Source organism: uncultured Shimia sp. (assembly GCF_947493595.1).
In the GTDB taxonomy this organism is placed as follows: Bacteria; Pseudomonadota; Alphaproteobacteria; order Rhodobacterales; family Rhodobacteraceae; genus Shimia.
Genome location: NZ_CANLRL010000004.1, coordinates 188,629 through 210,491, shown reverse-complemented (window position 1 = coordinate 210,491; position 21,863 = coordinate 188,629). Strand labels below are relative to the sequence as shown.

The 21,863-nt window shown below is 57.2% G+C and carries 23 protein-coding genes and 1 tRNA gene; 12 read left to right on the top strand and 12 right to left on the bottom strand.

What is annotated here, in order from left to right:
- Nucleotides 1-8: 8 nt before the first annotated feature.
- Nucleotides 9-608 carry a 2-hydroxychromene-2-carboxylate isomerase gene (locus Q0955_RS12425; RefSeq protein WP_299424656.1) on the bottom strand — a complete coding sequence of 200 codons (600 nt, stop codon included), beginning with the start codon at nucleotides 606-608 and terminating at the stop codon, nucleotides 9-11.
- 107 nt (nucleotides 609-715) lie between these two features.
- On the opposite strand from Q0955_RS12425, the gene Q0955_RS12420 reads away from it, so the two are divergent.
- Complete coding sequence (locus Q0955_RS12420; RefSeq protein WP_299424655.1) at nucleotides 716-1,732, top strand: ribose-phosphate pyrophosphokinase; 1,017 nt, start codon at nucleotides 716-718, stop codon at nucleotides 1,730-1,732.
- A 208-nt stretch (nucleotides 1,733-1,940) separates the two neighbouring features.
- On the opposite strand, the gene Q0955_RS12415 is transcribed toward Q0955_RS12420, so the two are convergent.
- The 3 genes from Q0955_RS12415 to Q0955_RS12405 are packed head-to-tail and all read right to left on the bottom strand — an operon-like array spanning nucleotide 1,941 to nucleotide 4,300.
- The gene (locus Q0955_RS12415; RefSeq protein ID WP_299424653.1) at nucleotides 1,941-2,858 is read right to left on the bottom strand and encodes a DUF2950 family protein; all 918 of its coding nucleotides are present in this window, start codon (nucleotides 2,856-2,858) and stop codon (nucleotides 1,941-1,943) included.
- Nucleotides 2,859-2,862: 4 nt separating this feature from the next.
- The gene (locus Q0955_RS12410; protein WP_299424652.1) at nucleotides 2,863-4,023 is read right to left on the bottom strand and encodes a DUF3300 domain-containing protein; all 1,161 of its coding nucleotides are present in this window, start codon (nucleotides 4,021-4,023) and stop codon (nucleotides 2,863-2,865) included.
- Nucleotides 3,992-4,300 carry a hypothetical protein gene (locus Q0955_RS12405; protein WP_299424650.1) on the bottom strand — a complete coding sequence of 103 codons (309 nt, stop codon included), beginning with the start codon at nucleotides 4,298-4,300 and terminating at the stop codon, nucleotides 3,992-3,994. The genes Q0955_RS12410 and Q0955_RS12405 overlap by 32 nt, the downstream gene beginning before the upstream one ends.
- A 216-nt stretch (nucleotides 4,301-4,516) precedes the next feature.
- On the opposite strand from Q0955_RS12405, the gene Q0955_RS12400 reads away from it, so the two are divergent.
- From Q0955_RS12400 to Q0955_RS12390, 3 genes are all read left to right on the top strand, one after another.
- Nucleotides 4,517-5,275: a hypothetical protein gene (locus Q0955_RS12400; RefSeq protein ID WP_299424648.1), complete on the top strand. Its 759-nt coding sequence runs from the start codon at nucleotides 4,517-4,519 to the stop codon at nucleotides 5,273-5,275.
- Nucleotides 5,276-5,533: 258 nt separating this feature from the next.
- On the top strand, nucleotides 5,534-6,712 hold the full coding sequence (locus tag Q0955_RS12395; protein WP_299424647.1) for an MFS transporter: 1,179 nt from the start codon (nucleotides 5,534-5,536) through the stop codon (nucleotides 6,710-6,712).
- A gap of 237 nt (nucleotides 6,713-6,949) precedes the next feature.
- Nucleotides 6,950-8,458 (top strand): leucine-rich repeat domain-containing protein, encoded by a 1,509-nt coding sequence (locus tag Q0955_RS12390; RefSeq protein ID WP_299424645.1) that lies wholly within the window; start codon nucleotides 6,950-6,952, stop codon nucleotides 8,456-8,458.
- 101 nt (nucleotides 8,459-8,559) lie between these two features.
- On the opposite strand, the gene Q0955_RS12385 is transcribed toward Q0955_RS12390, so the two are convergent.
- The 3 genes from Q0955_RS12385 to bamE all read right to left on the bottom strand — a co-directional run bounded on the left by Q0955_RS12385 (nucleotide 8,560) and on the right by bamE (nucleotide 11,722).
- Nucleotides 8,560-10,374 carry an ATP-binding cassette domain-containing protein gene (locus tag Q0955_RS12385; RefSeq protein WP_299424644.1) on the bottom strand — a complete coding sequence of 605 codons (1,815 nt, stop codon included), beginning with the start codon at nucleotides 10,372-10,374 and terminating at the stop codon, nucleotides 8,560-8,562.
- 49 nt (nucleotides 10,375-10,423) lie between these two features.
- A complete protein-coding gene (locus Q0955_RS12380; protein ID WP_299424642.1) occupies nucleotides 10,424-11,164 on the bottom strand; it encodes a GNAT family N-acyltransferase in 741 nt (246 codons plus the stop codon).
- A gap of 84 nt (nucleotides 11,165-11,248) precedes the next feature.
- Nucleotides 11,249-11,722: an outer membrane protein assembly factor BamE gene (gene bamE / locus Q0955_RS12375; protein ID WP_299424641.1), complete on the bottom strand. Its 474-nt coding sequence runs from the start codon at nucleotides 11,720-11,722 to the stop codon at nucleotides 11,249-11,251.
- Between the two features lie 118 nt (nucleotides 11,723-11,840).
- On the opposite strand from bamE, the gene Q0955_RS12370 reads away from it, so the two are divergent.
- From Q0955_RS12370 to Q0955_RS12335, 8 genes are all read left to right on the top strand, one after another.
- Entirely contained in the window at nucleotides 11,841-12,401 is a 561-nt protein-coding gene (locus Q0955_RS12370; protein WP_299424639.1) for a DUF177 domain-containing protein, read from the top strand.
- Between the two features lie 139 nt (nucleotides 12,402-12,540).
- On the top strand, nucleotides 12,541-12,747 hold the full coding sequence (gene rpmF / locus Q0955_RS12365; protein WP_283426281.1) for a 50S ribosomal protein L32: 207 nt from the start codon (nucleotides 12,541-12,543) through the stop codon (nucleotides 12,745-12,747).
- Nucleotides 12,748-12,767: 20 nt separating this feature from the next.
- The gene (gene plsX / locus Q0955_RS12360) at nucleotides 12,768-13,853 is read left to right on the top strand and encodes a phosphate acyltransferase PlsX (protein ID WP_299424637.1); all 1,086 of its coding nucleotides are present in this window, start codon (nucleotides 12,768-12,770) and stop codon (nucleotides 13,851-13,853) included.
- A gap of 23 nt (nucleotides 13,854-13,876) precedes the next feature.
- The gene (locus Q0955_RS12355) at nucleotides 13,877-14,851 is read left to right on the top strand and encodes a beta-ketoacyl-ACP synthase III (RefSeq protein WP_299424636.1); all 975 of its coding nucleotides are present in this window, start codon (nucleotides 13,877-13,879) and stop codon (nucleotides 14,849-14,851) included.
- Between the two features lie 121 nt (nucleotides 14,852-14,972).
- Nucleotides 14,973-15,275, top strand: coding sequence for an integration host factor subunit alpha (gene ihfA, locus Q0955_RS12350; protein WP_164646352.1), 303 nt, complete (start codon nucleotides 14,973-14,975; stop codon nucleotides 15,273-15,275).
- 15 nt (nucleotides 15,276-15,290) lie between these two features.
- Complete coding sequence (locus tag Q0955_RS12345; protein ID WP_299424634.1) at nucleotides 15,291-16,694, top strand: MerR family transcriptional regulator; 1,404 nt, start codon at nucleotides 15,291-15,293, stop codon at nucleotides 16,692-16,694.
- Between the two features lie 73 nt (nucleotides 16,695-16,767).
- A tRNA-Pro gene (locus tag Q0955_RS12340) sits at nucleotides 16,768-16,844 on the top strand.
- Nucleotides 16,845-16,902: 58 nt separating this feature from the next.
- Complete coding sequence (locus Q0955_RS12335; RefSeq protein ID WP_299424632.1) at nucleotides 16,903-17,979, top strand: 2'-deoxycytidine 5'-triphosphate deaminase; 1,077 nt, start codon at nucleotides 16,903-16,905, stop codon at nucleotides 17,977-17,979.
- Nucleotides 17,980-17,985: 6 nt separating this feature from the next.
- On the opposite strand, the gene Q0955_RS12330 is transcribed toward Q0955_RS12335, so the two are convergent.
- The 5 genes from Q0955_RS12330 to Q0955_RS12310 form a co-directional block, all read right to left on the bottom strand.
- The gene (locus tag Q0955_RS12330) at nucleotides 17,986-18,216 is read right to left on the bottom strand and encodes a hypothetical protein (RefSeq protein WP_299424631.1); all 231 of its coding nucleotides are present in this window, start codon (nucleotides 18,214-18,216) and stop codon (nucleotides 17,986-17,988) included.
- A gap of 85 nt (nucleotides 18,217-18,301) precedes the next feature.
- Nucleotides 18,302-18,988 carry an SMC-Scp complex subunit ScpB gene (gene scpB, locus Q0955_RS12325; protein WP_299424816.1) on the bottom strand — a complete coding sequence of 229 codons (687 nt, stop codon included), beginning with the start codon at nucleotides 18,986-18,988 and terminating at the stop codon, nucleotides 18,302-18,304.
- Nucleotides 18,989-18,998: 10 nt separating this feature from the next.
- On the bottom strand, nucleotides 18,999-19,823 hold the full coding sequence (locus tag Q0955_RS12320) for a ScpA family protein (RefSeq protein ID WP_299424629.1): 825 nt from the start codon (nucleotides 19,821-19,823) through the stop codon (nucleotides 18,999-19,001).
- A gap of 23 nt (nucleotides 19,824-19,846) precedes the next feature.
- Nucleotides 19,847-20,830, bottom strand: a complete 984-nt coding sequence (gene nagZ / locus Q0955_RS12315) for a beta-N-acetylhexosaminidase (protein WP_299424628.1) — start codon at nucleotides 20,828-20,830, stop codon at nucleotides 19,847-19,849.
- Nucleotides 20,827-21,846, bottom strand: a complete 1,020-nt coding sequence (locus Q0955_RS12310; protein ID WP_299424626.1) for an SPOR domain-containing protein — start codon at nucleotides 21,844-21,846, stop codon at nucleotides 20,827-20,829. The genes nagZ and Q0955_RS12310 overlap by 4 nt, the downstream gene beginning before the upstream one ends.
- Nucleotides 21,847-21,863 lie beyond the last annotated feature (17 nt).

The following is a 21,863-nucleotide window of genomic DNA, read 5'->3' as shown; positions in this document are numbered from 1 at the left end:
AAGTGTCCTTACAACTCACCCGCCAAATGGGCGTCCAAATCATCCAACCGATCCTGCCCCCAGAACCGCGCCCCATCGTCGGTCACATAAAACGGCGCGCCAAAGGCCCCCGCTTCCACCGCCTCGTCCAGGTTGCGGGCATAGGTCTCCGCCCCCACCAGCAAACCGCTGTCCGCCAGCGCCGGATCAAACCCGGCCTCAGTCAAACAGGCGCGGATCACATCATCCTGCGCGATGTCCTTCTCCTCAGCCCAGCACGCCCGCAAAAAACCATACGCCAAAGCACCCAAGTCGCCACCACCGGCGTTTGCCGCCGCAATGAAGGCATAAGAGGATGGCGCCATATTGGTCGGCCAATGCGCCGGGTTCAGATTGAAGTCCATGTCCAACTTCTTAGCCTGCCGCAGCAATTCCTGCGCGCGGTATTCCTGACGGCTGACGTGACGTTCTTTCGGCGGTGTGCCCCCCGTGCGGCCGAACAGCGCCACAATATCAAGCGGCTTATAGACAATTTCCGCGCCGTGTTTGGCCGCGATCTCTTCCAACCGTGTGCCTGCCAAATAGGAATACGGAGAAATTGTTGAGAAATAATAGGTGATCGTGGCCATTTTTGCCTCCCATAGCTCGCACGTCGCTTTGCGGGACGTTAGGGCCATGTTAAGGCAAGCGCAACGTCACGAATCTGTCACCAAAGCCACCTGGGGATTACCGCGCTATGGCCACCATTCTTGAACCCAAACTGATCACTGGCAATGCCAACAAACCGCTTGCCAGCGCCATCGCGCGACGCATGTCTATGCACCGGGGCAGCAACGTCAAACTGATCGACGCCCGTGTGGAGCGTTTCAACGACGCCGAAATCTTTGTCGAGGTTTACGACAACGTACGTGGCGAAGACATGTTCATCATCCAGTCGACCTCCAATCCGGCAAACGACAACCTGATGGAACTGCTGATCATGTCCGACGCCCTGCGCCGCTCTTCGGCCAGCCGCATCACCGCTGTGATCCCCTACTTCGGCTACGCCCGTCAGGACCGCCGCACCAAGGCCCGCACGCCGATCACCGCCAAGCTGGTCGCCAATATGATGGTTGAGGCTGGCATCGAGCGCATCCTGACCATGGATCTGCACGCCGCGCAAATCCAAGGCTTCTTCGACATTCCGGTCGACAACCTCTACGCCTCGCCGGTCTTTGCGCTCGACATCAAAGCGCAATTCAAAGACCAGCTTGAAGACGTGATGATCATCTCCCCGGATGTGGGCGGCGTTGCCCGCGCCCGAGAGTTGGCAAAACGCATCAACGCCCCTCTGGCCATCGTCGATAAACGCCGCGAGAAGCCAGGCGAGATTGCCGAGATGACCGTGATCGGCGACGTCAAAGGCAAGAAATGTATCATCGTGGACGACATCTGCGACACCGCCGGCACGCTCTGCAAAGCCGCCGAAGTCCTGATCGAGCACGGCGCCACCGAGGTGCACAGCTACATCTCCCACGGCGTTCTGTCTGGCCCGGCGATTGAGCGCATCACCAACTCGGTGATGAAGTCTTTGGTCATCACCGACAGCATCGAGCCCACCGAAGCTGTAAAAGGCGCCAGCAACATCCGCATCGTGCCCACCGCCCCGATGTTTGCCCAGGCGATCCTGAACACCGCCAATGGCACGTCTGTGAGCTCGCTGTTTGAAACGGAGACGCTGGAACCCGCCTACGAAGGCCTGTTCAAAGCCTGATCTTTGCAGATTGGTTGAGAGATTTGGAAAGCCCCGACGGAAACGTCGGGGCTTTTTTTGTTTTGAGTGAAGTAATGGCTACTGTCAGCCCTTAGCGGACAAGTGATTAAGTCGAATCCGCTGGATCATCTAATCAACAGGCCCCAAAAGCACACTTCTGAATTTCCCTTCAAGAAAACCCGCAATTGGTGTTCATTTGACACGAGGATCAATTGCTTAAATCGACGGGGAGCCATTCTGCCGTTGGATCATAGCGTGTGATTGCAAAAGCCTTCTCCAAACTGTCTTCGCCGAGGTCCGCCTCAAGCACCAATCCGTTCTCTGAAACCATAAACGAATGAATGCCTGTATTCCCGTAGTCAGACGGAACCGCCAGCAAGGCATGTCCCGACACCATATTACCGCCGCTGATATAGTTCAGCGCACCACCAGGTGCCGCGGCGCTTTGCTTGTCTAAAATACGGTAGTAGTAACCGCCAAACGGTTCAGGCCCTGTATCGGTGTCTCCAACAGAGTAACCGTCAAGAGACGCAAGCGCGACACGCGCGCCCAACGGGCTGTCCTCGTCCGCCCAAAACAAGCCGTCCCGCATCCCGTCACTTGACAAGAACGAGGGGGCAAACTCCATAACCTGATCCCCATCATGATCTACGAGGCGGTATTCGGCTTGGATATCCACATAGACTGCCATGAACTCGATGACGTCCAACTCGTTCAAACCGATCCGCCGGAACAAAACCTCATCTCGTCCAGCCGCGACATCAAACATCCAATTGGCCTCGACTTTCCCAATCGGAATCGGAAATGGCCACCCCTCCGAACCCAGCAGTAAGACCACAGAACCGTCCTCGGCTGGTTGCAGGCGGTATCCTTCTTGATACAGGCTGAGAATTTCGGCGCGATTGGCCGCGTCGCGCCTTGGGTTTCCTGTGGAAATGAGGTCCTTAGCGTCTGCCCCAAAGACCTGCAAAGTTGCGTCCTGATCTTCCTCTTGAAGGGCTGTCATCATGGCATCTAAGGCAGCTTGCGGAGTGGCGAACAACGCGGGTGATTGCGCTGTGGCGGCAATGGGAACAGCCAAACCAATTGCAAGTCCAGTAAGAGCTTGTGCGAATGTGAACTTCATTTGTCTATCTCCCTCTGCGCGCGCCGGCGGCGGCGCGGCCACGCGTTGCGCCGGCTTTGGCGCGCTGAGATGGCGCGCGTTTTTGCATCGCGCCACCGTTGATCGGGGCTGCCTGACGTTTTGGCACTACGCTGGACTGCGGCGCCTTGGGGCGTGGACTGGTCCTCGGAGTTTGGGTTTTCTTTGTCCGCTCTACAGCCGCCTTACGTTGGGCGGGTGAAGGGCTTGAGGGGCGTTCCACACCTGCGCGCGGGTTCTTGCTTTGGGAGATATCCGCTGCGCCGCTTTTCTTCGCGAGATCGGCACGCATCTTGTCTCCTCGGTCCGGTTTGGTCACCGGCATGGTGGTCACACCGTCGTTGCCGCGCTTGCGAGCAATCGTGTCACGGGCCTCTTTTTGGCGACCTTCATCGGGTTTCCAACCAATGTTGTTGCGATCCCCGATATTCACGTCCCCGTCGATATCAATGTCTATGTCCGGATTTCGAATGATTGGTTGACCGTTCCAGCCACCGCAATTGCGACATCCCCAATAATCATGCCAGTGATCATCGTCATCAAAGATCTCATCTATGATGGCTACAGCGCCAAAAACCAGCAGGCCTGTTGCCAGCGCATCGCCCACGTCAGAAGAGTTGTCGACATAAACCGTCTCGGTCTCATATTGAGGCACATAGACCACTTCGGGATCAGTCGGCTGGATAACAATTGTGTCTGAATCGCCCTCCTGAACCACTTCAACGGTTTGCTCGTCACCACTGACCAAATTGCCTGCATCGTTTGCGGCTTGTCGTTTGACTTGGACCGCTTCCATGACGTCGTCGCTTTGGGCCAACATCGCGTTCCCGACCGTCTCTGTCCAATCGATATGCGCTGCCATATCCTCCAGCACATCTGGGAATGCCGTCGCCAAAACTTCGACACTTTCATCCCAGTCTTCGGCTTCAATGAGCGACTTCAACTCCTCTTGCTCCACTTCTGCGTTGTCGTCCAAAAACACGTCGGCCTTAACAACCTCAAGAGGATAGGTCGCGGCAACCAATACTTGGATAAGCAACGTATCTGGGTAAAGGGCAACAGGAGCGACAAGCGTTTCCAACTCCTCAGCCCGAAGCAATTCATTCTCTTGGTCTTCAGCCGACTGTGCCAATGCACCTGTCGGCATTAGTAATATTATGGAAGACAAGAAAGATTTCAGCGTTATGCATTTCATTCCGATGCCCTTTTTTAAAAAAAGATACGAATGCCTCACGGTAAGCTTTGCCACCCTTTGAACCAAGAACTTTTGCCAAACATTCGATTTCCCGCTCGCGCTGAGAAACCAAAAGGAGCAACTCACGCGAGCGAACATTGCGGTCACCGGAAGTGATCGGAAAATTGTCTGGCATGTGGCATGGCATTAAAAAAGGATGGAAACTCTGCCCCTTAACCGCTGTTGCCAAGCATTAGAGACAGGTTTGGAGGAGCTCTCGATCAGCCTGGGATTCTACGGCCGCATTTGAAAACGGTTGGATCTTGAAGCTGCACAAAGCCCGCTTCCTGCGCAAACTTGCTACGCCCCCTCATCCCAAACCAACAGCCTTCGCCGATAAACCCTTTATCAAGCCTCTTTCTGCATAGTCCGCGTGAAACACCTCGCCAGCAGAAAGCCGGTTCCCATGTCGATTGCCTCCTCTTTGCGTCTTGCGCTTCTGACCGTCAGCCTCATGGCGTCCCAAGCGCAGGCCAACAGCGTCTCCCTGATCCAGAACGGTTTCTTTGCGCAACGCGCCTCTTTCAACGACACTTCCCCCCGCGCCCCGCAACAGCCTGCCCTCGCGCAACCGACGGACGCCGACGTCAGCCGCGGCGCGTTGGCCTTGCGCCCCGGCACTGCCAGCCTGTTCCGCGGCCGCGCCACCGGTGGCCTCTTTGCGCCGGTGCTGACGCAGGTTCTGCCGTCCGCCGCCAAGCAGCTGATGACCCTGATTGCTGGAGCCGAAGCGGGCAAGGCTGGCTATGATGCCGTGCAGTATGGCGCCCGGACCAAGACATCTCGTCCGCCAACCGAGATGACCATCGCCGAGATCTATCAGTGGATCGACAACACCCCGGGACAGCCCCACGCGATTGGCCGCTATCAGTTTATCCCCGCCACCCTGCGCCGTCTCGTACGCCATCAGGAGGTGCCGCACGACAAGCTGTTCAGCCCGGAGATACAAGACCAGCTGGCCCACCAGTTGCTAGAAGAAGCCGGGCTCAGCGATTTTCAGTCCGCCGAAATGTCGCGCGCGACCTTCATGCTCAACCTTGCCAAGATCTGGGCGGGCCTGCCTACCTCGACAGGCAAATCTTACTACGAGGGGTATGCTGGCAACAAAGCAGTCTACTCATGGGACTATTTTGACAGCCACTTCCGAAAGATCTTTCCGGGCTAACGGCATTACCCAGCCGGTGACCAAGCTGTACCATGCCTGCGATTTCGCAAGCCACGCCCCTCCGATTCTCCCCGCTCCTTGGGAGGAGACCTCTGGAATTGCCCTCAAAAAACCCAACCAATTTTCTGACAGAGTAGAGCGAGCCTCAACCAAAAACACTTTAAGGTTGTTTTTCACAGTTAAATACACGTAGGTCACTTGTTCCCTGCACAGCTTTGGGTCTAGCTGGCCCCACATCCGCCAACAGGACTTTCTCACATGACCCCAACACTGTCCTCAGGGACCGTGCGCCTCATTATGGCGCTGTTTTTCTTGCATCCCTTCGCGCTTGGCGGGTGGTTGCCTCATATTCCGTTTATGCAATCCAAATTGGATCTCAGCAACGCACAGTTGGCGTTGGCCTTGCTCGGCCTGCCCATGGCCTTTGTGTTTATGTCCAAGTTTGCCGCCAAAATTGTGGCCAGGCATGGCGCGCCCAAAGTCCTGCTCACCATGTTTCCAGTTCAGGCCGTGACAGTTGTCTTGCCACTCCTTGCGGTGGACCACGTCACTTTGTTCTTGGCGCTGCTGATTTTTGGAGCGTCGATGACCTTCCTGAATGTGGCGTTGAATGTCTACGCAGGTCAGCTCGAGAAAGCCGCAAAGAAATCCGTGATGAACCGCTGCCACGGTTTCTGGGCGCTTGGCCTGACGGTCAGCTCCTTCCTGGCCGCCATTTTCACGGCCGCGGTGTCGCCGGTGGTCACCGTGCTAACCCTCACCACAAGCACAACCATCCTGGCCCTATGGCTGACACGTCCACTGCCCAACCTGCGCCCGCAATCCGCTGACGCCTCGACCAAAACCAAACGCCGCAAACTGCGTGATTACCCAACCACCCTGTTCTTGATTGTGCTCTTTGTGATTTCCGTAACCATGGCAGAGGGTGCCATGGCCAATTGGGGCGCCGTTTATATGGCCGAACGTCTGCCCGAAGGCGCCAGCACCGCAGGTCTTGCGATCACTGTGTTTTCCGCCTTTGTTGCCTTTGGCCGCTTCATTGGGGACTTCTTGAAAATCCGCATGGGCAGCACCAATCTCGCACGCATGAACGTCGGCCTGGCCATCATTGGTTTGCTGACCCTGGTGGCGCCTTTCCCGCCATTGGCGTCTTTTGTCGGCTTTGCCTGCATCGGGCTGGGCCTCTCGGTTGGCTTCCCTCTGGCCGTGTCTGCGGCAGCGGCACTGGAAGATGAACATGACGCCGACAACATTGCCTTCCTGTCGGTCATGGCGATTGGCACCAACGTCGTCGCCCCGCCCATCATTGGCCTACTGGCAGACCACTTTGGCATCGCCATGGCTTTGGCCGCGCTCCTGCCCGGTCTCTGCCTCAGCTTTGTGATGGCCCGTCATTTGACACCACAGCCGGAGTTACAAAAGACGACCCTAGCCTAAGCCCTGATCGTTTTAACCATCAAGACCGCCCACACCCGCCTGCCACGCGCAGGCGGGTGTCTTTGTTTTACACGTAAGTTCAAAGCCTTACGCCTTTTGAACAGGGCACCTCCCCAAAAACCACCGAAATTTACCAAAAAGTGAGTTGTCCCAAGGCTGTTCCGCAGTAGACTGAACTTCCACTAACGCTCCTGACTTCTTTTCCCCCCCGCGCCGTCCCACTATCAGGCGCCGTTGATGAGTTCTCACGTGCTGACCAGTTTAAAAATCCAATCCTTCCTCTCTGTGGCCAAACAGAGCCTCAAACAACGCATGCGTCCGCAGGTGCGGGCGCGTCGCAAAGCCACCCCCACACCTACGGGCACGCCGGCCGATCCCGCCGCCTTTTTTGCCTGGAGCCTAGAGCGCCACAAAGAGGCCCATGCGCGTCAAATGGTGATCTCTGGCGACAACGGCCGCTTATTGCCGGAAATCTCCGCGCTTGCGCCCCATTTGCGCAAACTCTGCATCCGTCATACGCCCATCACCAATATTGCCGCGCTGCGCGGTCTGCCAAATTTGCAAGCGCTGGAAATCACCGCCTCACCGGTTACGGATTTGTCGCCGCTCGCAGATCTGCCAGAGCTGACAGAGCTCAAACTGTCGCTGCCGTCCGAGATTGATGTAACCTTGCCCGATCTGCCTAATCTACGGCGGCTCAAAATCTCCCATCCCGGCAAGCCGGTCCACCTCGGTGCTCTGCCCCGCCTGGAGCAGGCTGACCTGCTGGCCTTATGCGATACGCTCCCCGCACTCACCCGAAGCCCAAACCTGACAGACCTCAAAACCCGCATTGCGCAGGGCCAATCGCTGACGTCGCTGGCACAGGCAGACGCGCTCACCACGCTGTCCCTGCGCTGTGACGGCAAGGTCGACATTGCACCACTTGCCAACTTGCAACAGCTGGATACGCTGGACCTGTTTGGCGCGGACACCACCGACCTTACCGCTCTGGGCTCCCTGCCCGCGCTCACAACACTGTCGCTGTGGAACACCCCGGCAATACGGTTTGACGCGTTGTCTCAGGCCGCCAGGCTGGAAAACCTGACCATCCAATCACTTGGCCTGATCACCGATCTCAGTTTTGTATCCTCTCTGAGCGCACTGAACCATCTGTCGATTGGCGCGGTCTCCCATTGTGACCTCGCGCCTGTCGCGTCTTTGCGCAAGCTCGCCTACCTGTTGCTGCAAAGCGCTGACCCAGATCTGGACCTCGGCCCATTGGAGCACTGTGACACCCTGCGGACGCTGCATTTCCAGCTGACCGATGACACAGACCATCAGATGCGTGCACCATGGCCGGAACTGCCCAACTTACAAAACCTCAGCCTCTCTGGCACCAACATCAGCTCGATCAATGGACTTCAGAGATGTAGGTTGCTCAAGAACCTAAGTTGTACCGGAACTGCGGTTAACGACCTTTATCCGCTGCGCTCGCTGCCGTACCTGGAACAGCTCGACATCTCCGGCAGCCAGGTCGCCGACCTCTCGGTCCTGCTCACCTTGCCTAAATTTACCAAGCCAAGCCCCAATTGCACTCTGGCGCTCAATGATACGCCCGCATTGCAAAGCATGCACGAGCTGGACGCGTTGGCAGCGAGCTCCAATGGACGGGACTACGACCATGCCCGGCACCTGATGGCCAATCGCGTTGTGGTGCTTCTTCAAGATCAGGCAGCTGCGTCCAGCGAAGGCGCTGACGCCTAAGACGTAAATCAAAAGTTGCGGCGCCGTGACGCCGCAACATATTCAAAACCAGTGGACAGTCGTAAAGCAGCCGCAATACCGACGTCTTACCGACGTGAAAATCAGCTGTTGCTTTCGGCCTTTTCTTCCAGCACCAGCCACTCTTCTTCGGCGTCTTGCAAAGCCGTTTGACGCTCCACCAACGCCTCTGTAGCTTTCTGGAATTTTACCGGTTCTTTGGTGAACAACTCCGGGTCCGCCATGAAGCCTTCCAACTTTGCGATCTCTGCCTCAAGCCGTTCCATGATACCCGGCAATGCCTCCAGGCGGTGCTTCTCGGTGAAGCTTAAACCAGCGGTAGGCGCGGCCTTCTCGGCCTTTGCCTTCTCAGCCTTTTGCTTTGTTTTCTCAGCCTTTTTCGGTGCGTCTTCCTGCCGCTGCGCCCGATAGTCAGACCAGCCTCCGGCATAGGTCACCGCCTGACCGTTCCCCTCCATGGCAATGGTTGTGGTGGCCACCCGATCGAGAAAATCCCGGTCGTGGCTCACCAACAGCACGGTGCCGTCATAGTCATCTAACAGTTCTTGGAGAAGATCGAGGGTCTCGACATCCAGATCGTTGGTCGGTTCGTCCATGACCAGAAGATTGCTCTCCTTGGCCATCAGTTTCGCCAACAACAACCGCGCCTTCTCGCCCCCCGACAAAGACCGCACCGGCGCCCGCGCCTGCCGATCATCGAACAGAAATTCTTTAAGATATCCAACCACATGCTTGGGATTACCGCGCACCATCACTTGATCGGCCTTACCCGAAACCCGCATCTCTGGATCGCCTGTGAGGCTGTCCCAAAGCGTCATCTCCGGATCCAGCTTGGCCCGCGCCTGATCAAACACCGCAGGCAGCAGATTGGTGCCCAACGACACAGTCCCCGCATCCGGTTCCAGCTCGCCCATCAACATTTTGATCAAAGTGGTTTTGCCCACGCCGTTAGGCCCAACAAAGGCAACACGGTCGCCCCGCTGCACCGTCAGCGAAAAGTCCTGCACAATGCTCTTACCGTCGTAAGACTTCGACAAACCTTTGGCATCTATCACTTTTTTACCTGACTTCGGACCCGCAGACAGTTCCATCGCCGCCGAGCCTTGTCGCTTGATCATCGCGGACCGTTCCGCCCGCAGATCTTTCAACGCCCGCACACGCCCTTGGTTGCGCTTGCGCCGCGCGCTGATGCCTTCCACAGCCCACCGCGCCTCGGCCTTGATCTTGCGATCCATCTTATGGCGCTGCAGGTCTTCTTCGTCCCAGACCTTGTCGCGCCAGGCTTCAAAATCCTCAAAGCCTTTTTCCTGACGACGCACCATTCCCCTGTCAATCCAAAGGGTTGCACGGGTCAAAGCGCGCAAAAACGCCCGGTCGTGGCTGATCAACACATAGCCTGCCCGTGTCGCTTTCAGCTCTTCTTCAAGCCAGGCAATCGCTTCAATATCAAGGTGGTTGGTTGGCTCGTCCAACAACATCAGCTCCGGCGCTTCCGCCATCAGCCGCGCCAAAGCCGCGCGCCGACGTTCGCCACCAGAGGCCGTCTCAACCGCGCGTGCCGGATCAAACTTCAACCCTTCCCCTGCCCGTTCGACCTTGTACATCTCACCCGGCTCCAAAGCTGCCGAGGCAAAATCACCAAGCGTGGCAAACCCTTTCATATCAGGGTCTTGCTCCATATACCCGACGCTCACACCCGGCGGAACAACGATGTCGCCTCGGTCTGGCTCGACCAGCCCCGCCATGACCTTCATCAAGGTTGATTTGCCCGAACCGTTGCGCCCTACCAGCGCCACCCGATCACCGGGTTGCACCACAAGGTTCAACTGATCAAAAACCGGATCTCCGCCAAATGTCAGGGAGATATCGCTCATCTGTAAAAGAGGTATACGTGCCATAGCATGCGCCTAGCCCGCACACGCCGCCCCGTCAACCGCGCCTATGCGGCTAGCAGGCCAAAGCCCGCAAAAGCCGCTTTCGGGCCGCAGGGATCGCCTTCACCTCGACGCCGGTAAACACATGTAACGTGTTCATTTTCTGATCGACCACCGCATGGTCGCTGACCCACCCGCCCATCAAAAGATAGCTGCGCAGCATAGGTGGCATGCTCAACTGCGCCGCTTTGAGATTTGGCTTACGCCGCAACCGAGAGGCAAAACGAAACACGTTGGGCGCCTTCACCCGCGGCAACCATCGATTTGGCGCCAGATGCCGATCGCGCAACATTGCAAAGCTATCAAGATAACTGCTGGTATCCGTGCCTTCAAAGGAGGCGCAGCCAAACAGCAATTCCACATTGTTTTCGTCCACATAGCTGGTCATTGCACCCCAAGCGATGCGCAGCACGTCCGCATCATGCACTTCCGGGTGCATACAAAACCGACCCATTTCAACCATGCGGCCAGGATAGGTTTTTAGCGCGTCTAACTCATAAAACTGTGCGGAATAGCTACGGTCGATGTCCGCCCCACCGTTGAGAGGCAACATCCTGAAAACACACACCAAACGCCCATTTGCGACGTCTTCAATCAGGTAATGCCGGCAATGTGGATCATAGGCATCCACATCAAGTGTTGTGTCATCACCGTGGAAAGCCAATTGGCGCAGACGTTGCGCCGCCCGCAAGTCGCGCGCAGTTTGCGAGACCCGCACACGGTATCGACCAACCTCTTGAATCGCCTCGTTCATCTGCATCCCTTTCCGGCGCCAGCCTATCAGAGATGCGGTGACAACCGAATGACAAACCCACAAAGGCGGATCACGCTGGTACTTTTAGAAACTTCCGTTGCTCGCGGTTGGCGCTCCAGATGGTCCAAAGTTGCCAATATTCGCCCCCAGTTGACGCAACAAACCACCGGTCTCGATTCCATTGTCGGTGATACGGCGCTGCAACGGCACAAACCGCCCATCTTCCAAAGCGTAACGCTCAACGTTTCGCGCTATGCCTTTGGTGTCGAACCCAATAACCACCACCTGCCGGTCAACGACCTCGGGTCGGGTTGGACCGAAATGTTTGATACGCGAGCGCACATAAATATAGCCACTGTCATCCAGAACACCGGAAGCTGATGGAGGTCCAAAGGTCTCGACAACCGTGTCCCGCGTGTCTACGCCCAACGTGATAGACGCCAGTTCTTCTTCGGTCGGCACATAGCCATGATTGCGATAGCGCGTGGCGCAGGACGCCAAGGACAGCATGGCCGCTCCCATGACCGCATATTTGATCACTTTGGTTCGCATCTTCATGCCTGCCCTCTTGTCTTGGCCCGTCTTGCCTTTTATCTCGCTTACAGAAGGAACGCGTATGGTTCAAGATGACAACACGTGTCCACATTGCAACCGACCTCAACTCAAAGTCAGAAACATGTCTTCAAGCGCCTCCCCCACTTCCACATTCCGCGTGGCCGACCTCCGACAGAATCGCCCAACTGGCTTTGATCTGCGGCCAAACGCCAAAGAGCTTGGCGCACTGGCTGACGCGCTTGGCCTCACAACTTTGCGTAAAGTTGTTTTTACTGGCGAAATACGCGCATACGGAAAAAATGACTGGGAGTTGGTTGGCGCCCTAGGGGCCACTGTTGTGCAGCCCTGCGTGGTCACGCTGGAACCGGTTACAACTCGGATCGACGAGAAAATCGAGCGCCGTTTCCTCGCGCAGATGCCGGAATTGCCTGACGATGACGAAGAAATCGAAATGCCCGAGGACGAAAACTCTGAGCCTTTGGAAACACATATCGACGTTGAAGCAATCCTGCACGAGGCACTAGCGCTCAACATTCCGCAATTTCCACGAGCGGACGGGGCTGAATTGCAAGAAGCCGTCTTTACGGAGGCCGGAAAAAAGGCCATGACAGACGAAGACGTCCGCCCCTTTGCCGGATTGGCAGCCTTGCGTGACCAGTTGGGCTCAAAAGAGGACGAATAGGGCTTGCGTTGTGCGGAAATCGCAGTATTTTCGCGCGCTCATTCGAATTTAGCGTTGGACTCGGGCGCGCTTACCGCGTAGAGGCTCCAAACGCTCAGGAAACCGGGCTCCGGCCCCCAAGTAAATCAAAGGTTGCGACATGGCTGTCCAGCAGAACAAAGTATCGAAATCGCGCCGCAACAACCGCCGTGCACATGACGCCCTGGTTGCAGCGAACCCTAACGAATGTGAGAACTGTGGCGAACTGAAGCGCCCGCACCACGTATGTGCTTCTTGCGGCCACTACAGCGACCGCGAAGTCGTTGCGATGGTGGACGACGTCGATCTGGACGAAGACGCAGCATAAACAACGGGATCTGAGCCCGCATGACCGGTTTGGCGCAAACAGCAAACCCCGGCAGCGGGCGCACAGTAATCTCAGTTGACGCCATGGGTGGCGATCGCGGGCCGGCAGCTGTTGTTGCCGGCATTTCGCATTCTGCGAAGATCAACCCAGACATTGCTTTCATTTTGCATGGCCCCAAAGACGAGCTTGAGAAGCTGGTCGCGCGCAAGCGCATTCTGGATGGCCGGGTTGAGATTCGCGACGCCTCTGACGTGGTGTCGATGGAAGACAAACCCCGAGATGTGATCCGCTCCAAAACCACATCTATGTGGTCCGCATTGGAATCGGTGCGCAGCGGCGAAGCAGACGGCGTGGTCAGTTGTGGCAATACCGGCGCTTTGATGATGCTCTCGGTTGTGCGGCTGCGCAAAATTCTTGGCGTGGACCGTCCGGCCATTGCCGTGCTCTGGCCCTCCCGCGCACCACAAGGCTTCAACATCATGCTCGACGCCGGTGCCGACATTAGCGCCGACGAGCATGATTTGTTGCAATACGCGCTGATGGGCGCCTCCTATGCCCGCAACGGCATGGACCTCGAGCGCCCCCGCGTCGGGTTGCTTAATGTGGGCACCGAAGAGCATAAAGGCCGCACCGAGCTCAAGCTGGCGCACGACCTGATCGCCCGCAATGCCAAGAACGCAAACTACGACTTTGTTGGTTTTGTGGAAGGCAATGATTTGCCCGCTGACAAAGCTGATGTGATTGTCACCGACGGGTTCACTGGCAACGTCGCGCTGAAAACCGGCGAAGGCACCGCAGGCCTGATCGGCTCACTGCTCAAGGAAGCTTTCAAGTTCTCCCCTCTATCGCGTTTGGCGGCCCTATTGGCTTATACGTCGCTGAATCGTCTCAACAAACGCATCGATCCCCGGCGCGTCAACGGGGGCGTGTTCCTGGGTCTGAATGGTACTGTGGTGAAATCCCACGGGTCTTCGGATGCCACCGGCGTGTCCGCCGCGGTTAAACTCGCCTTCAAACTTGCGCAATCGGGCTTCTCTGAAAAGCTTGCGGCGCGGGTTGCATCTGCTGTTTCTCTGCCGCAAGATGCTGACAGCACAAACGAATAACAATAAAATAGCAAGGCACTGATATGACGACACGCGCCGTGGTTAAGGGCGTTGGCCACTACTTGCCGGAACGGGTCGTTCCCAACGCCGAATTCGAAAAATCTCTGGACACCTCGGACGAGTGGATTCGCACCCGCTCGGGTATTGAGCGTCGGCACTTTGCCGCTGAAGATGAGACCACGTCCGACCTTGCAAGTTTTGCCGCCAAAGCAGCTTTGGAAAACGCGGGCCTGACCGCCGATGACATCGACGCGGTGGTTGTCGCGACATCCACGCCAGATCTGACCTTTCCGTCTGTCGCCACCATGGTGCAGCAAAAGATTGGCATGACGCGTGGCTTCGGGTTTGACGTTCAGGCGGTTTGCGCTGGTTTTGTTTACGCATTGACCAATGCCAATGCGCTGATCCTGTCCGGTCAGGCTCAGCGTGTTCTGGTGATCGGCGCGGAAACCTTCAGCCGCATCATGGACTGGACAGATCGCGCCACCTGTGTGCTGTTTGGCGATGGCGCGGGCGCGCTAATTCTGGAAGCGCAGGACGGCACTGGGGAAACCGCCGATCGCGGCGTTTTAAGTGCTGACCTAAATTCTGACGGCCGCTACAAAGATATGCTGTTTGTGGACGGCGGCGTGTCCACTACGGGCGACGCTGGCAAGCTGCGCATGCAGGGAAATGCTCTTTTCCGCCAAGCAGTTGAGAAACTGACCTCCACCGCTCACACAGCCCTGACAAAAATTGGTTTGACCGATGATGCCGTGGACTGGATTGTCCCACATCAGGCAAACATCCGCATCATCCAAGGCACCGCAAAAAAACTTGGCGTCCCCATGGAGCGCGTGATTGTAACCGTGCAAGACCACGGCAACACATCAGCCGCATCTATCCCGCTCGCCCTGTCCACTGGCGTGGCCGAAGGCAAGATTAAGCAAGGTGACCTGCTGGTGACCGAGGCAATTGGTGGCGGCCTGGCGTGGGGCGCTGTGGTTCTGCGTTGGTGAAAACTGACCTAAGTGATTGGCGAATATTGCAGATAATCGCCTCACTTCCCGTTCAAATCATTGACTCCCAATTTCTCTTGCCCCTATGGTTTTTGAAACGTGTACCGGCAGGGGGGACCACATGACTGACAAGACATTGACCCGGATGGATCTCAGCGAAGCAGTGTTTCGCGAAGTGGGCCTGTCCAGAAACGATTCCGCACAACTGGTCGAAAGCATTCTGACTCATATGTCCGATGCCCTGGTGCAAGGTGAGCAGGTCAAAATTTCCTCGTTTGGGACGTTCAGTGTACGGGACAAAGCAGCCCGTGTCGGTCGCAACCCAAAAACCGGCGAAGAAGTTCCGATCCAGCCCCGCCGTGTCCTGACCTTTCGACCGTCGCATCTGATGAAAGATCGCGTCGCAGCCGGCAACAAAAAATAAGACGAGACAAACTCCATGGCCAAATCGCGTGAGGCATTTCGCACTATTAGCGAAGTCGCTGACTGGCTAGACGTGCAAACGCATGTCTTGCGCTTTTGGGAAAGCAAGTTTTCACAGGTCAAACCCGTGAAACGTGCCGGTGGGCGGCGGTATTATCGCCCGCAAGACATGGAACTCTTGGGTGGCCTCAAAAAACTTTTGCACGAAGACGGCATGCCAATCAAAGAGGCGCAGCAACTTTTGCGCGAAAAGGGCGTCAAACACGTTTCCAGCCTGTCCCGCCCTGTAGACGAGGAAGCCCAGCCTGTTGAGGCGGTTGCGGAAGATGTAACCGAAGAAACAGGCCTGGAGCCGGTCGAGACACCGCAGGAAGAACCGCAAGCCGGCATCCCCCAAGACGAACCTCCTGAAGTAGAGGCTGAACTGGAAGAGCCTGTGGAAGCTGTTGACGCAGACCTTGAGGACCCGCCAGAAGCCGACGCTCCGCTTGAAGATGTCGCAAACCAAGAGAACATTGCTGTCCAGGAAGAAACCGTTGAGGAGGCGTCCGAAGAAACGCTTTACACCGCACCGGATGATTTCAAACCGGATGTTGAGACCTCCGTTGGAGACGTCGAGGAGGAAGACAACGCCGGCATTCCGGAGGATCTACTGGTCAAAATCGAAGATGATGTGCCCGCAGCTTCGTCTAAGACAGGCCCGCTACCCTCAGGTTTGACCAGCCCCGCACAGGCACCGGAAGTCGACCAAGCCGAGCCCGCCACAGCGGCGGAATCGGAACAAGCTCCTAAGGTGGAAACAGGGGCTTCCTCTGGTGGGCCTGAAGAGTTGCCACCGATGGACGATCTTTTTGCCACGCTGGACACTCCGGTTGCCCCAGTTGAAGCTGAGGCTGAGGATGCCGCCCAATCAACAAGCGACAATACGACAGAGGCCGAGCCGCTTGGCGAGCTTGCGTCCTCGGACGCAGCGTCACCGGCCCCCTTCCAGTCCCCGGACGTTTCCGCGGAACCAGAAACACCCGCTCCGAACGCCGCCTTTGTGCCTGGCCTTGAAACGATGGCGGACGGCGACAACGGTACGACTCCGTCAGCACTTGCAATGAGCGACGCTTCGGATGAACCGGCCATCAACAGTGAAAGCTCTGTAGAGGCGCCAACGACCAACGCACCGTCCAGCTCAGGCGCCGCTGCACCCAAGTCCGCGCCGCCCCCACAAGCGCCTACAGAGACGGCCAATGACCTTTCGGCCATATCACCTTCCAGCGCACCTGACTTGGAAACCCTCGTCGCCCGCGAAACCGCGCGAGACGACTTCCTGCTGATGCTGACCAAACCTGTGACCGTGGACCGCAAAGACGCCTCTCGCGCCGCAGATCTTCTGGCGCGCCTTGAGGCGCTTCACGGCAAAGCTGGCTAAAATTCAGGGCGAGACAAAACTTGCATTTTAAGACTTGCTCCCGCCCGCAATTTCGTTATGAACAGCCCATCGTCGGGCTATGGCGCAGCCTGGTAGCGCGTCCGTCTGGGGGACGGAAGGTCGCAGGTTCGAGTCCTGCTAGCCCGACCAATCAAAACCGCCCGTGTGCCGCAAGGCCCGGGCGTTTTGTGTATCTGGAGACGACCCAATGACCGGTGTTATTCCGAGCCAAACCATTGAAACCATGCTGCAAACCGGCGAGATTTCAGTCACTGATCCTGTGTCGGAAGGCCAGGTTCAACCGGCGTCTCTCGATTTACGCTTGGGCACAGTTGCCTACCGCGTGCGTGCGTCTTTCCTGGCGGGCAACGGGCGCAGCGTCCAAGATCGCCTGTCCGAATTCGAAATGCACCGCATCGACCTGACCAACAGCGCCGTGTTGGAAAAAGGCTGTGTTTATGTTGTGCCGCTGATGGAGAGCCTCGCGCTGCCCGACGATGTGCAAGCAGTGGCCAATGCCAAAAGCTCCACCGGCCGTCTCGATCTGCTGACCCGTACCATCACCGATGGTGGCACCGAGTTTGACCGCATCGCACCGGGATACTCAGGACCGCTCTATGCCGAAATCTGTCCACGCAGTTTCTCTGTGCTGGTGCGCCCCGGAATGCGACTCAACCAAATTCGTTTCCGCAAAGGTCAAAGCATTCTGACCGACGCCGATTTGACCGTGCTTCATGACCGCAGCCCGCTGGTGAACGGCGACGCCGTAATCGACGATGGATTGGGGTTCTCGGTCGATCTGAAACCCTCTGAGGGCACTTTGGTCGGGTATCGTGCCAAACCACATACCGGCGTGATCGACCTCGACAATATCGGTCACTATGATCCCGCAGACTATTGGGAAGAACTGCACAGTTCCGACGGTCAAATCATCCTCGATCCCGGCGCCTTCTACATTCTGGTAAGCCGAGAAGCCGTCCACATCCCGCCAGCTTACGCGGCTGAGATGGCGCCGTTTCTGGCCATGGTCGGCGAGTTCCGTGTCCATTACGCCGGTTTCTTTGATCCCGGGTTTGGCCATGACGCCGCCGGCGGCACAGGGTCGCGCGGCGTTTTGGAAGTGCGCTGTCACGAAGCCCCGTTTGTGCTCGAACACGGTCAGGTGGTAGGTCGTCTGGTCTATGAGCGCATGGCTGAGGTACCAGAGCAGCTCTACGGCTCCGGCATCGCGTCAAATTACCAGGGTCAGGGCCTGAAGCTCAGCAAGCACTTCAAAGCCAGCTAAGAGGGCTTAGAAGCGGCCAATCCTGCGGGTCACCCGCATGGCTTGCTTCGCACGTTTTGCATCAAGCTGGGGCGCATTCTTAGGGGCTTGCGATTTTTCTCCCCAAGGCCCCGGCTCTGCTTGCGTCCTATTCTTCTGCGCTTTGGAAGCCGCATTGATCCCCGCATTAATGCCACCGTTGATCAGACGGCGCATCACCATCCGGGTCACCATATTGATCAGTTGATTGGCATTCATAGGAGTCACTCCACCCGTTGTCTTGAATGTAACCTAGGTATCAAATGCGCCAATAATAGGGCTTCAGACCATTTTTGACGCAGACTTAATCCTCAAACATCTCGGACTGACCTTCGTCGATGACCATCCCATCATCGTCTTCATCTGAATTCACGCCCAAGGGAATTGTGCCAGGTGGTGGACGGTTTTCCAGGAGCCCGGCCGCCCGCAGCTCCTTGAGCCCCGGCAAGTCACGCGGGCTGGACAAGCCAAAGTGATCCAGAAACTGTGGCGTGACCACAAAGGTCACGGGACGCCCAGGCGTCATCTTGCGCCGCCCAAACCGGATCCACTCCATCTCAAGCAACTGATCCACCGTACCACGGCTCACACTCACCCCACGGACTTCTTCAATTTCCGCACGTGTCACCGGCTGATGGTATGCGATGATGGCCAATGTCTCGACAGCCGCACGGGACAGCTTGCGCGTCTCCACGGTTTCTTTCTGCATCAAAAAACCCAGGTCTGGTGCTGTACGCATCGCCCAAGCGTCACCCACCTTGACCACCTGTACCCCCCGCCCCTCATAGCGCTTGCGCAGATGCACCAAGGCCTCCGCCGCATCACAGCCATGTGGCATACGGTTGTTCATTTCCTTAACACTCACCGGCTCAGCGCTGGCAAACAGGATCGCCTCGCACATGCGCTCCTGCTCGGCAACGGGCGGCGCTTCAAACAGGCTTTCCTCCTGTTGCGGCGCGTCCTGCGCAGCCTCTGCGCCGGGTTCCGACATATTGATATCGTCACTCATCCCTGCCGTCCCTCTTTCGTACTTCTATCGGCGCAAAGGTCTCACTTTGGCGGATAAACACTTTGCCTTCTTTGGCCAGTTCCAGCGACGCTGCAAAGGTTGCTGCGGTGGCCGAACGCCGTTTCTTGGGATCATTTTCCCAGCCCACGGGCAAATAGCTCAGAATATCGGTCCACGCCCCCGCATAGCCAATCAAACCGCGCATGCGCTCCAAAGCCTCTTCCATGGTGAACACAGACTCGCGATCTAGGATAAATGGGCGAAATTCGTCCCGTGTACGTAACCGCGCATAACCCTGCATCAAATCCATCAAGGTCGCGGTGAAAGTAACTTTCCGAACACGCTCCACCGTTTCCGGCACACCACGCGCAAAGAAATCACGCCCCATCCGATCCCGCGCCATGAGTTTTGCCGCCGAATCCCGCATCGCTTGCAGTCGTTCCAATTGGAACGCCAAATGCGCTGCTAGCTCCTCACCCGACGGCCCCTCTTCGGTTGGATCTGGCGGTAAGAGAAGACGAGATTTCAAAAACGCCAACCAAGCCGCCATCACCAGATAGTCCGCCGCGAGTTCCAGCCTGAGCCGTTTCGCCCGTTCCACAAAGTCCAGATATTGCTTGGCCAGCTCTAAAACCGAAATCTTGCGCAGGTCCACTTTCTGCGTCCGCGACAGCGTGAGCAGCAGGTCAAGCGGCCCCTCAAACCCGTCCACATCCACAATCAGAGCTTCCGCTGCCATTCGCTCGGCAACGGACATCTCCTCCTGCTCGTCCCCAAAGGACATCTGTAGAGTTTTGTTTAGGTCAGTCTCGGCCATGCCCCTGCCAGTCAAGCGCCCGTTCAGAACGCTTTAAGTTCCTCGGCAAGCGCTTCAATGTCAACAGGCACGGACGCGCGACGCGCGGCCAGAACCGCCTCAGCCCGACGCTGTCCAGCCTCAGACATCTCACCAATTGCCGCTGCCACCGCCTGACGCTCTGCCAATGTGCCGTTGCAATGCAGAACCGCGTCACATCCCGCAGAAATTGCCGCCATAGCACGCTGGTCGACGGTGCCACTCAGTGCCTGCATGTCAATGTCATCCGTCATGATCAGCCCATCAAAGCCAATCTCATCACGCATAAACTGCATCATCTTCGGAGAGGTGGTCGCTGGCGCATCGTCCATATCTTCAAAGACAATATGGGCGGTCATGCCCATTGGCAGATCGTTGAGCGCTTTGAACGGTGCAAAATCGCCTTCCAACTGCGCTTTTGGCACAGAGACACGCGGCAGGTCCTTGTGGCTATCCACCACTGCCAACCCATGTCCAGGCATGTGCTTTATAACGGGGTAGACCCCGCCATCCCACAACCCATCAGCAACCGCGCGGCCAATTTCAATGATCTGCTGCGGGTCCTCGCCGTAACACCGGTTGCGTAAAAACGGATGGGTATCAGGTCGCGCAACATCCACCATGGGCGCACAATCCGCATCAATACCCAGCGCCATCAGTTCATGCGCAATAATGCGGTAACGTAGGTACATCGCACGCGCAGCATTGGATCCGGCTTTCTGCACTTCTTCCAATGGCGGCAACCACTCAGAGGCCAGCGGAGCCCGAATGCGCTGCACCCGCCCCCCTTCCTGATCAATCAGGATCGGCGCATGATGATCCACGCAGTCCCGCAGTTCATCACACAGCGCGCGGATTTGATCCGCAGTGTCGATATTGCGCGCAAACAGAATAAAGCCAAACGGCTGCACCTCGCGAAAAAACGTCTTTTCCGCAGCGCTCAGGCGCAATCCATCACAGCCAAAAATCGCGGCGCAGAAGCGGCTCATCGCGTGGTGACCGGAATACAATCGGCGTTTTCAGCCTTCAGCGCAGAGCACATCCGGCGCGCGTCGCTCACGGTGTCAAAGCCCATCGCACGCAAGCGATAAAACACCCGCCCGCCGCTGCTCGCCTTTTCAATCACCCGCGACTTATCGCCAAGATAGGTATCAAACCGCTGTTGCAACTTGTCCCATTCGGCCCGCGCGATCTCCGGGCTGGCGTAGGCGCCCAACTGCACCAGACGGGTGCCCGCGGGAATGGTCTCGGCATCGACTTCTTTTAAGGCGCCCTGTACTGCCGCATCAATCGACGCGACCTGCGTGCCTTGCGCCTGTGATGATAGATTGGCGGGACGCAAAACCGGACGCAATGAGCGCTTCAACCCACCTTTGATTTCGGGCTTGGCAGCAGGTTCCACATCCGCGGAAACTTCCGGCTCCTTCAAAGCCACCTGAATGGGTTTGACTTCGTCAACCTCAATTGTCTCCAAAGGCGTTGCCCCAGCCGACAGTTGCTCAGCCAACTCTTCCACCGACAGCGGCGTGCTCACGTCCAATGGGGCTGGCGCAACGATGGGCTCAATTGGCGCGCGCACAACAACCTCGGTCAGTTTTTCTGTTTCAACCAGACTTGGCACCGCCGAACGTTCTTGGGTCGGCTGCACCACAACCGGCGCATTCTGAACCCGATCACGATCTGTCAACGAAATTGGCGGCGGCGCAACAATCACCTGATCCGCTGGACCAGCTGCGCTGCCATCGGCAGCAACCTGATTGACCATCAGCCCTTGGTGGCCTGCCTGACGTCCACCTGGGTCATCAGGTTGAATACGCATTGGCCCTTCCAAGGCACGCACCACCGGCACACCACTTACATCACGGGATAGGATTTGAAAGCCCCAAACACCGGTGCCTACCACCAGTGCCAGAGATACAAACATTCCCGCGCGGTTCACCAAAAGTGCCGCGTTGGAAGATTCGCCTTTGGGAACGCCGTGCGCGCCCATCGGAATTTCTGCCATTTTTGCCTCACTGCCCG

Excerpts from the sequence above, each read along its gene's own strand:
- Q0955_RS12425 (WP_299424656.1), bottom strand. The coding sequence starts at position 608 with ATGGCCACGATCACCTATTATTTCTCAACAATTTCTCCGTATTCCTAT.
- Q0955_RS12420 (WP_299424655.1), top strand. The coding sequence starts at position 716 with ATGGCCACCATTCTTGAACCCAAACTGATCACTGGCAATGCCAACAAA.
- Q0955_RS12415 (WP_299424653.1), bottom strand. The coding sequence starts at position 2,858 with ATGAAGTTCACATTCGCACAAGCTCTTACTGGACTTGCAATTGGTTTG.
- Q0955_RS12410 (WP_299424652.1), bottom strand. The coding sequence starts at position 4,023 with ATGCCGACAGGTGCATTGGCACAGTCGGCTGAAGACCAAGAGAATGAA.
- Q0955_RS12400 (WP_299424648.1), top strand. The coding sequence starts at position 4,517 with ATGTCGATTGCCTCCTCTTTGCGTCTTGCGCTTCTGACCGTCAGCCTC.
- Q0955_RS12395 (WP_299424647.1), top strand. The coding sequence starts at position 5,534 with ATGACCCCAACACTGTCCTCAGGGACCGTGCGCCTCATTATGGCGCTG.
- Q0955_RS12390 (WP_299424645.1), top strand. The coding sequence starts at position 6,950 with ATGAGTTCTCACGTGCTGACCAGTTTAAAAATCCAATCCTTCCTCTCT.
- Q0955_RS12385 (WP_299424644.1), bottom strand. The coding sequence starts at position 10,374 with ATGGCACGTATACCTCTTTTACAGATGAGCGATATCTCCCTGACATTT.
- Q0955_RS12380 (WP_299424642.1), bottom strand. The coding sequence starts at position 11,164 with ATGAACGAGGCGATTCAAGAGGTTGGTCGATACCGTGTGCGGGTCTCG.
- bamE (WP_299424641.1), bottom strand. The coding sequence starts at position 11,722 with ATGAAGATGCGAACCAAAGTGATCAAATATGCGGTCATGGGAGCGGCC.
- Q0955_RS12370 (WP_299424639.1), top strand. The coding sequence starts at position 11,841 with ATGTCTTCAAGCGCCTCCCCCACTTCCACATTCCGCGTGGCCGACCTC.
- rpmF (WP_283426281.1), top strand. The coding sequence starts at position 12,541 with ATGGCTGTCCAGCAGAACAAAGTATCGAAATCGCGCCGCAACAACCGC.
- plsX (WP_299424637.1), top strand. The coding sequence starts at position 12,768 with ATGACCGGTTTGGCGCAAACAGCAAACCCCGGCAGCGGGCGCACAGTA.
- Q0955_RS12355 (WP_299424636.1), top strand. The coding sequence starts at position 13,877 with ATGACGACACGCGCCGTGGTTAAGGGCGTTGGCCACTACTTGCCGGAA.
- ihfA (WP_164646352.1), top strand. The coding sequence starts at position 14,973 with ATGACTGACAAGACATTGACCCGGATGGATCTCAGCGAAGCAGTGTTT.
- Q0955_RS12345 (WP_299424634.1), top strand. The coding sequence starts at position 15,291 with ATGGCCAAATCGCGTGAGGCATTTCGCACTATTAGCGAAGTCGCTGAC.
- Q0955_RS12335 (WP_299424632.1), top strand. The coding sequence starts at position 16,903 with ATGACCGGTGTTATTCCGAGCCAAACCATTGAAACCATGCTGCAAACC.
- Q0955_RS12330 (WP_299424631.1), bottom strand. The coding sequence starts at position 18,216 with ATGAATGCCAATCAACTGATCAATATGGTGACCCGGATGGTGATGCGC.
- scpB (WP_299424816.1), bottom strand. The coding sequence starts at position 18,988 with ATGTCGGAACCCGGCGCAGAGGCTGCGCAGGACGCGCCGCAACAGGAG.
- Q0955_RS12320 (WP_299424629.1), bottom strand. The coding sequence starts at position 19,823 with ATGGCCGAGACTGACCTAAACAAAACTCTACAGATGTCCTTTGGGGAC.
- nagZ (WP_299424628.1), bottom strand. The coding sequence starts at position 20,830 with ATGAGCCGCTTCTGCGCCGCGATTTTTGGCTGTGATGGATTGCGCCTG.
- Q0955_RS12310 (WP_299424626.1), bottom strand. The coding sequence starts at position 21,846 with ATGGCAGAAATTCCGATGGGCGCGCACGGCGTTCCCAAAGGCGAATCT.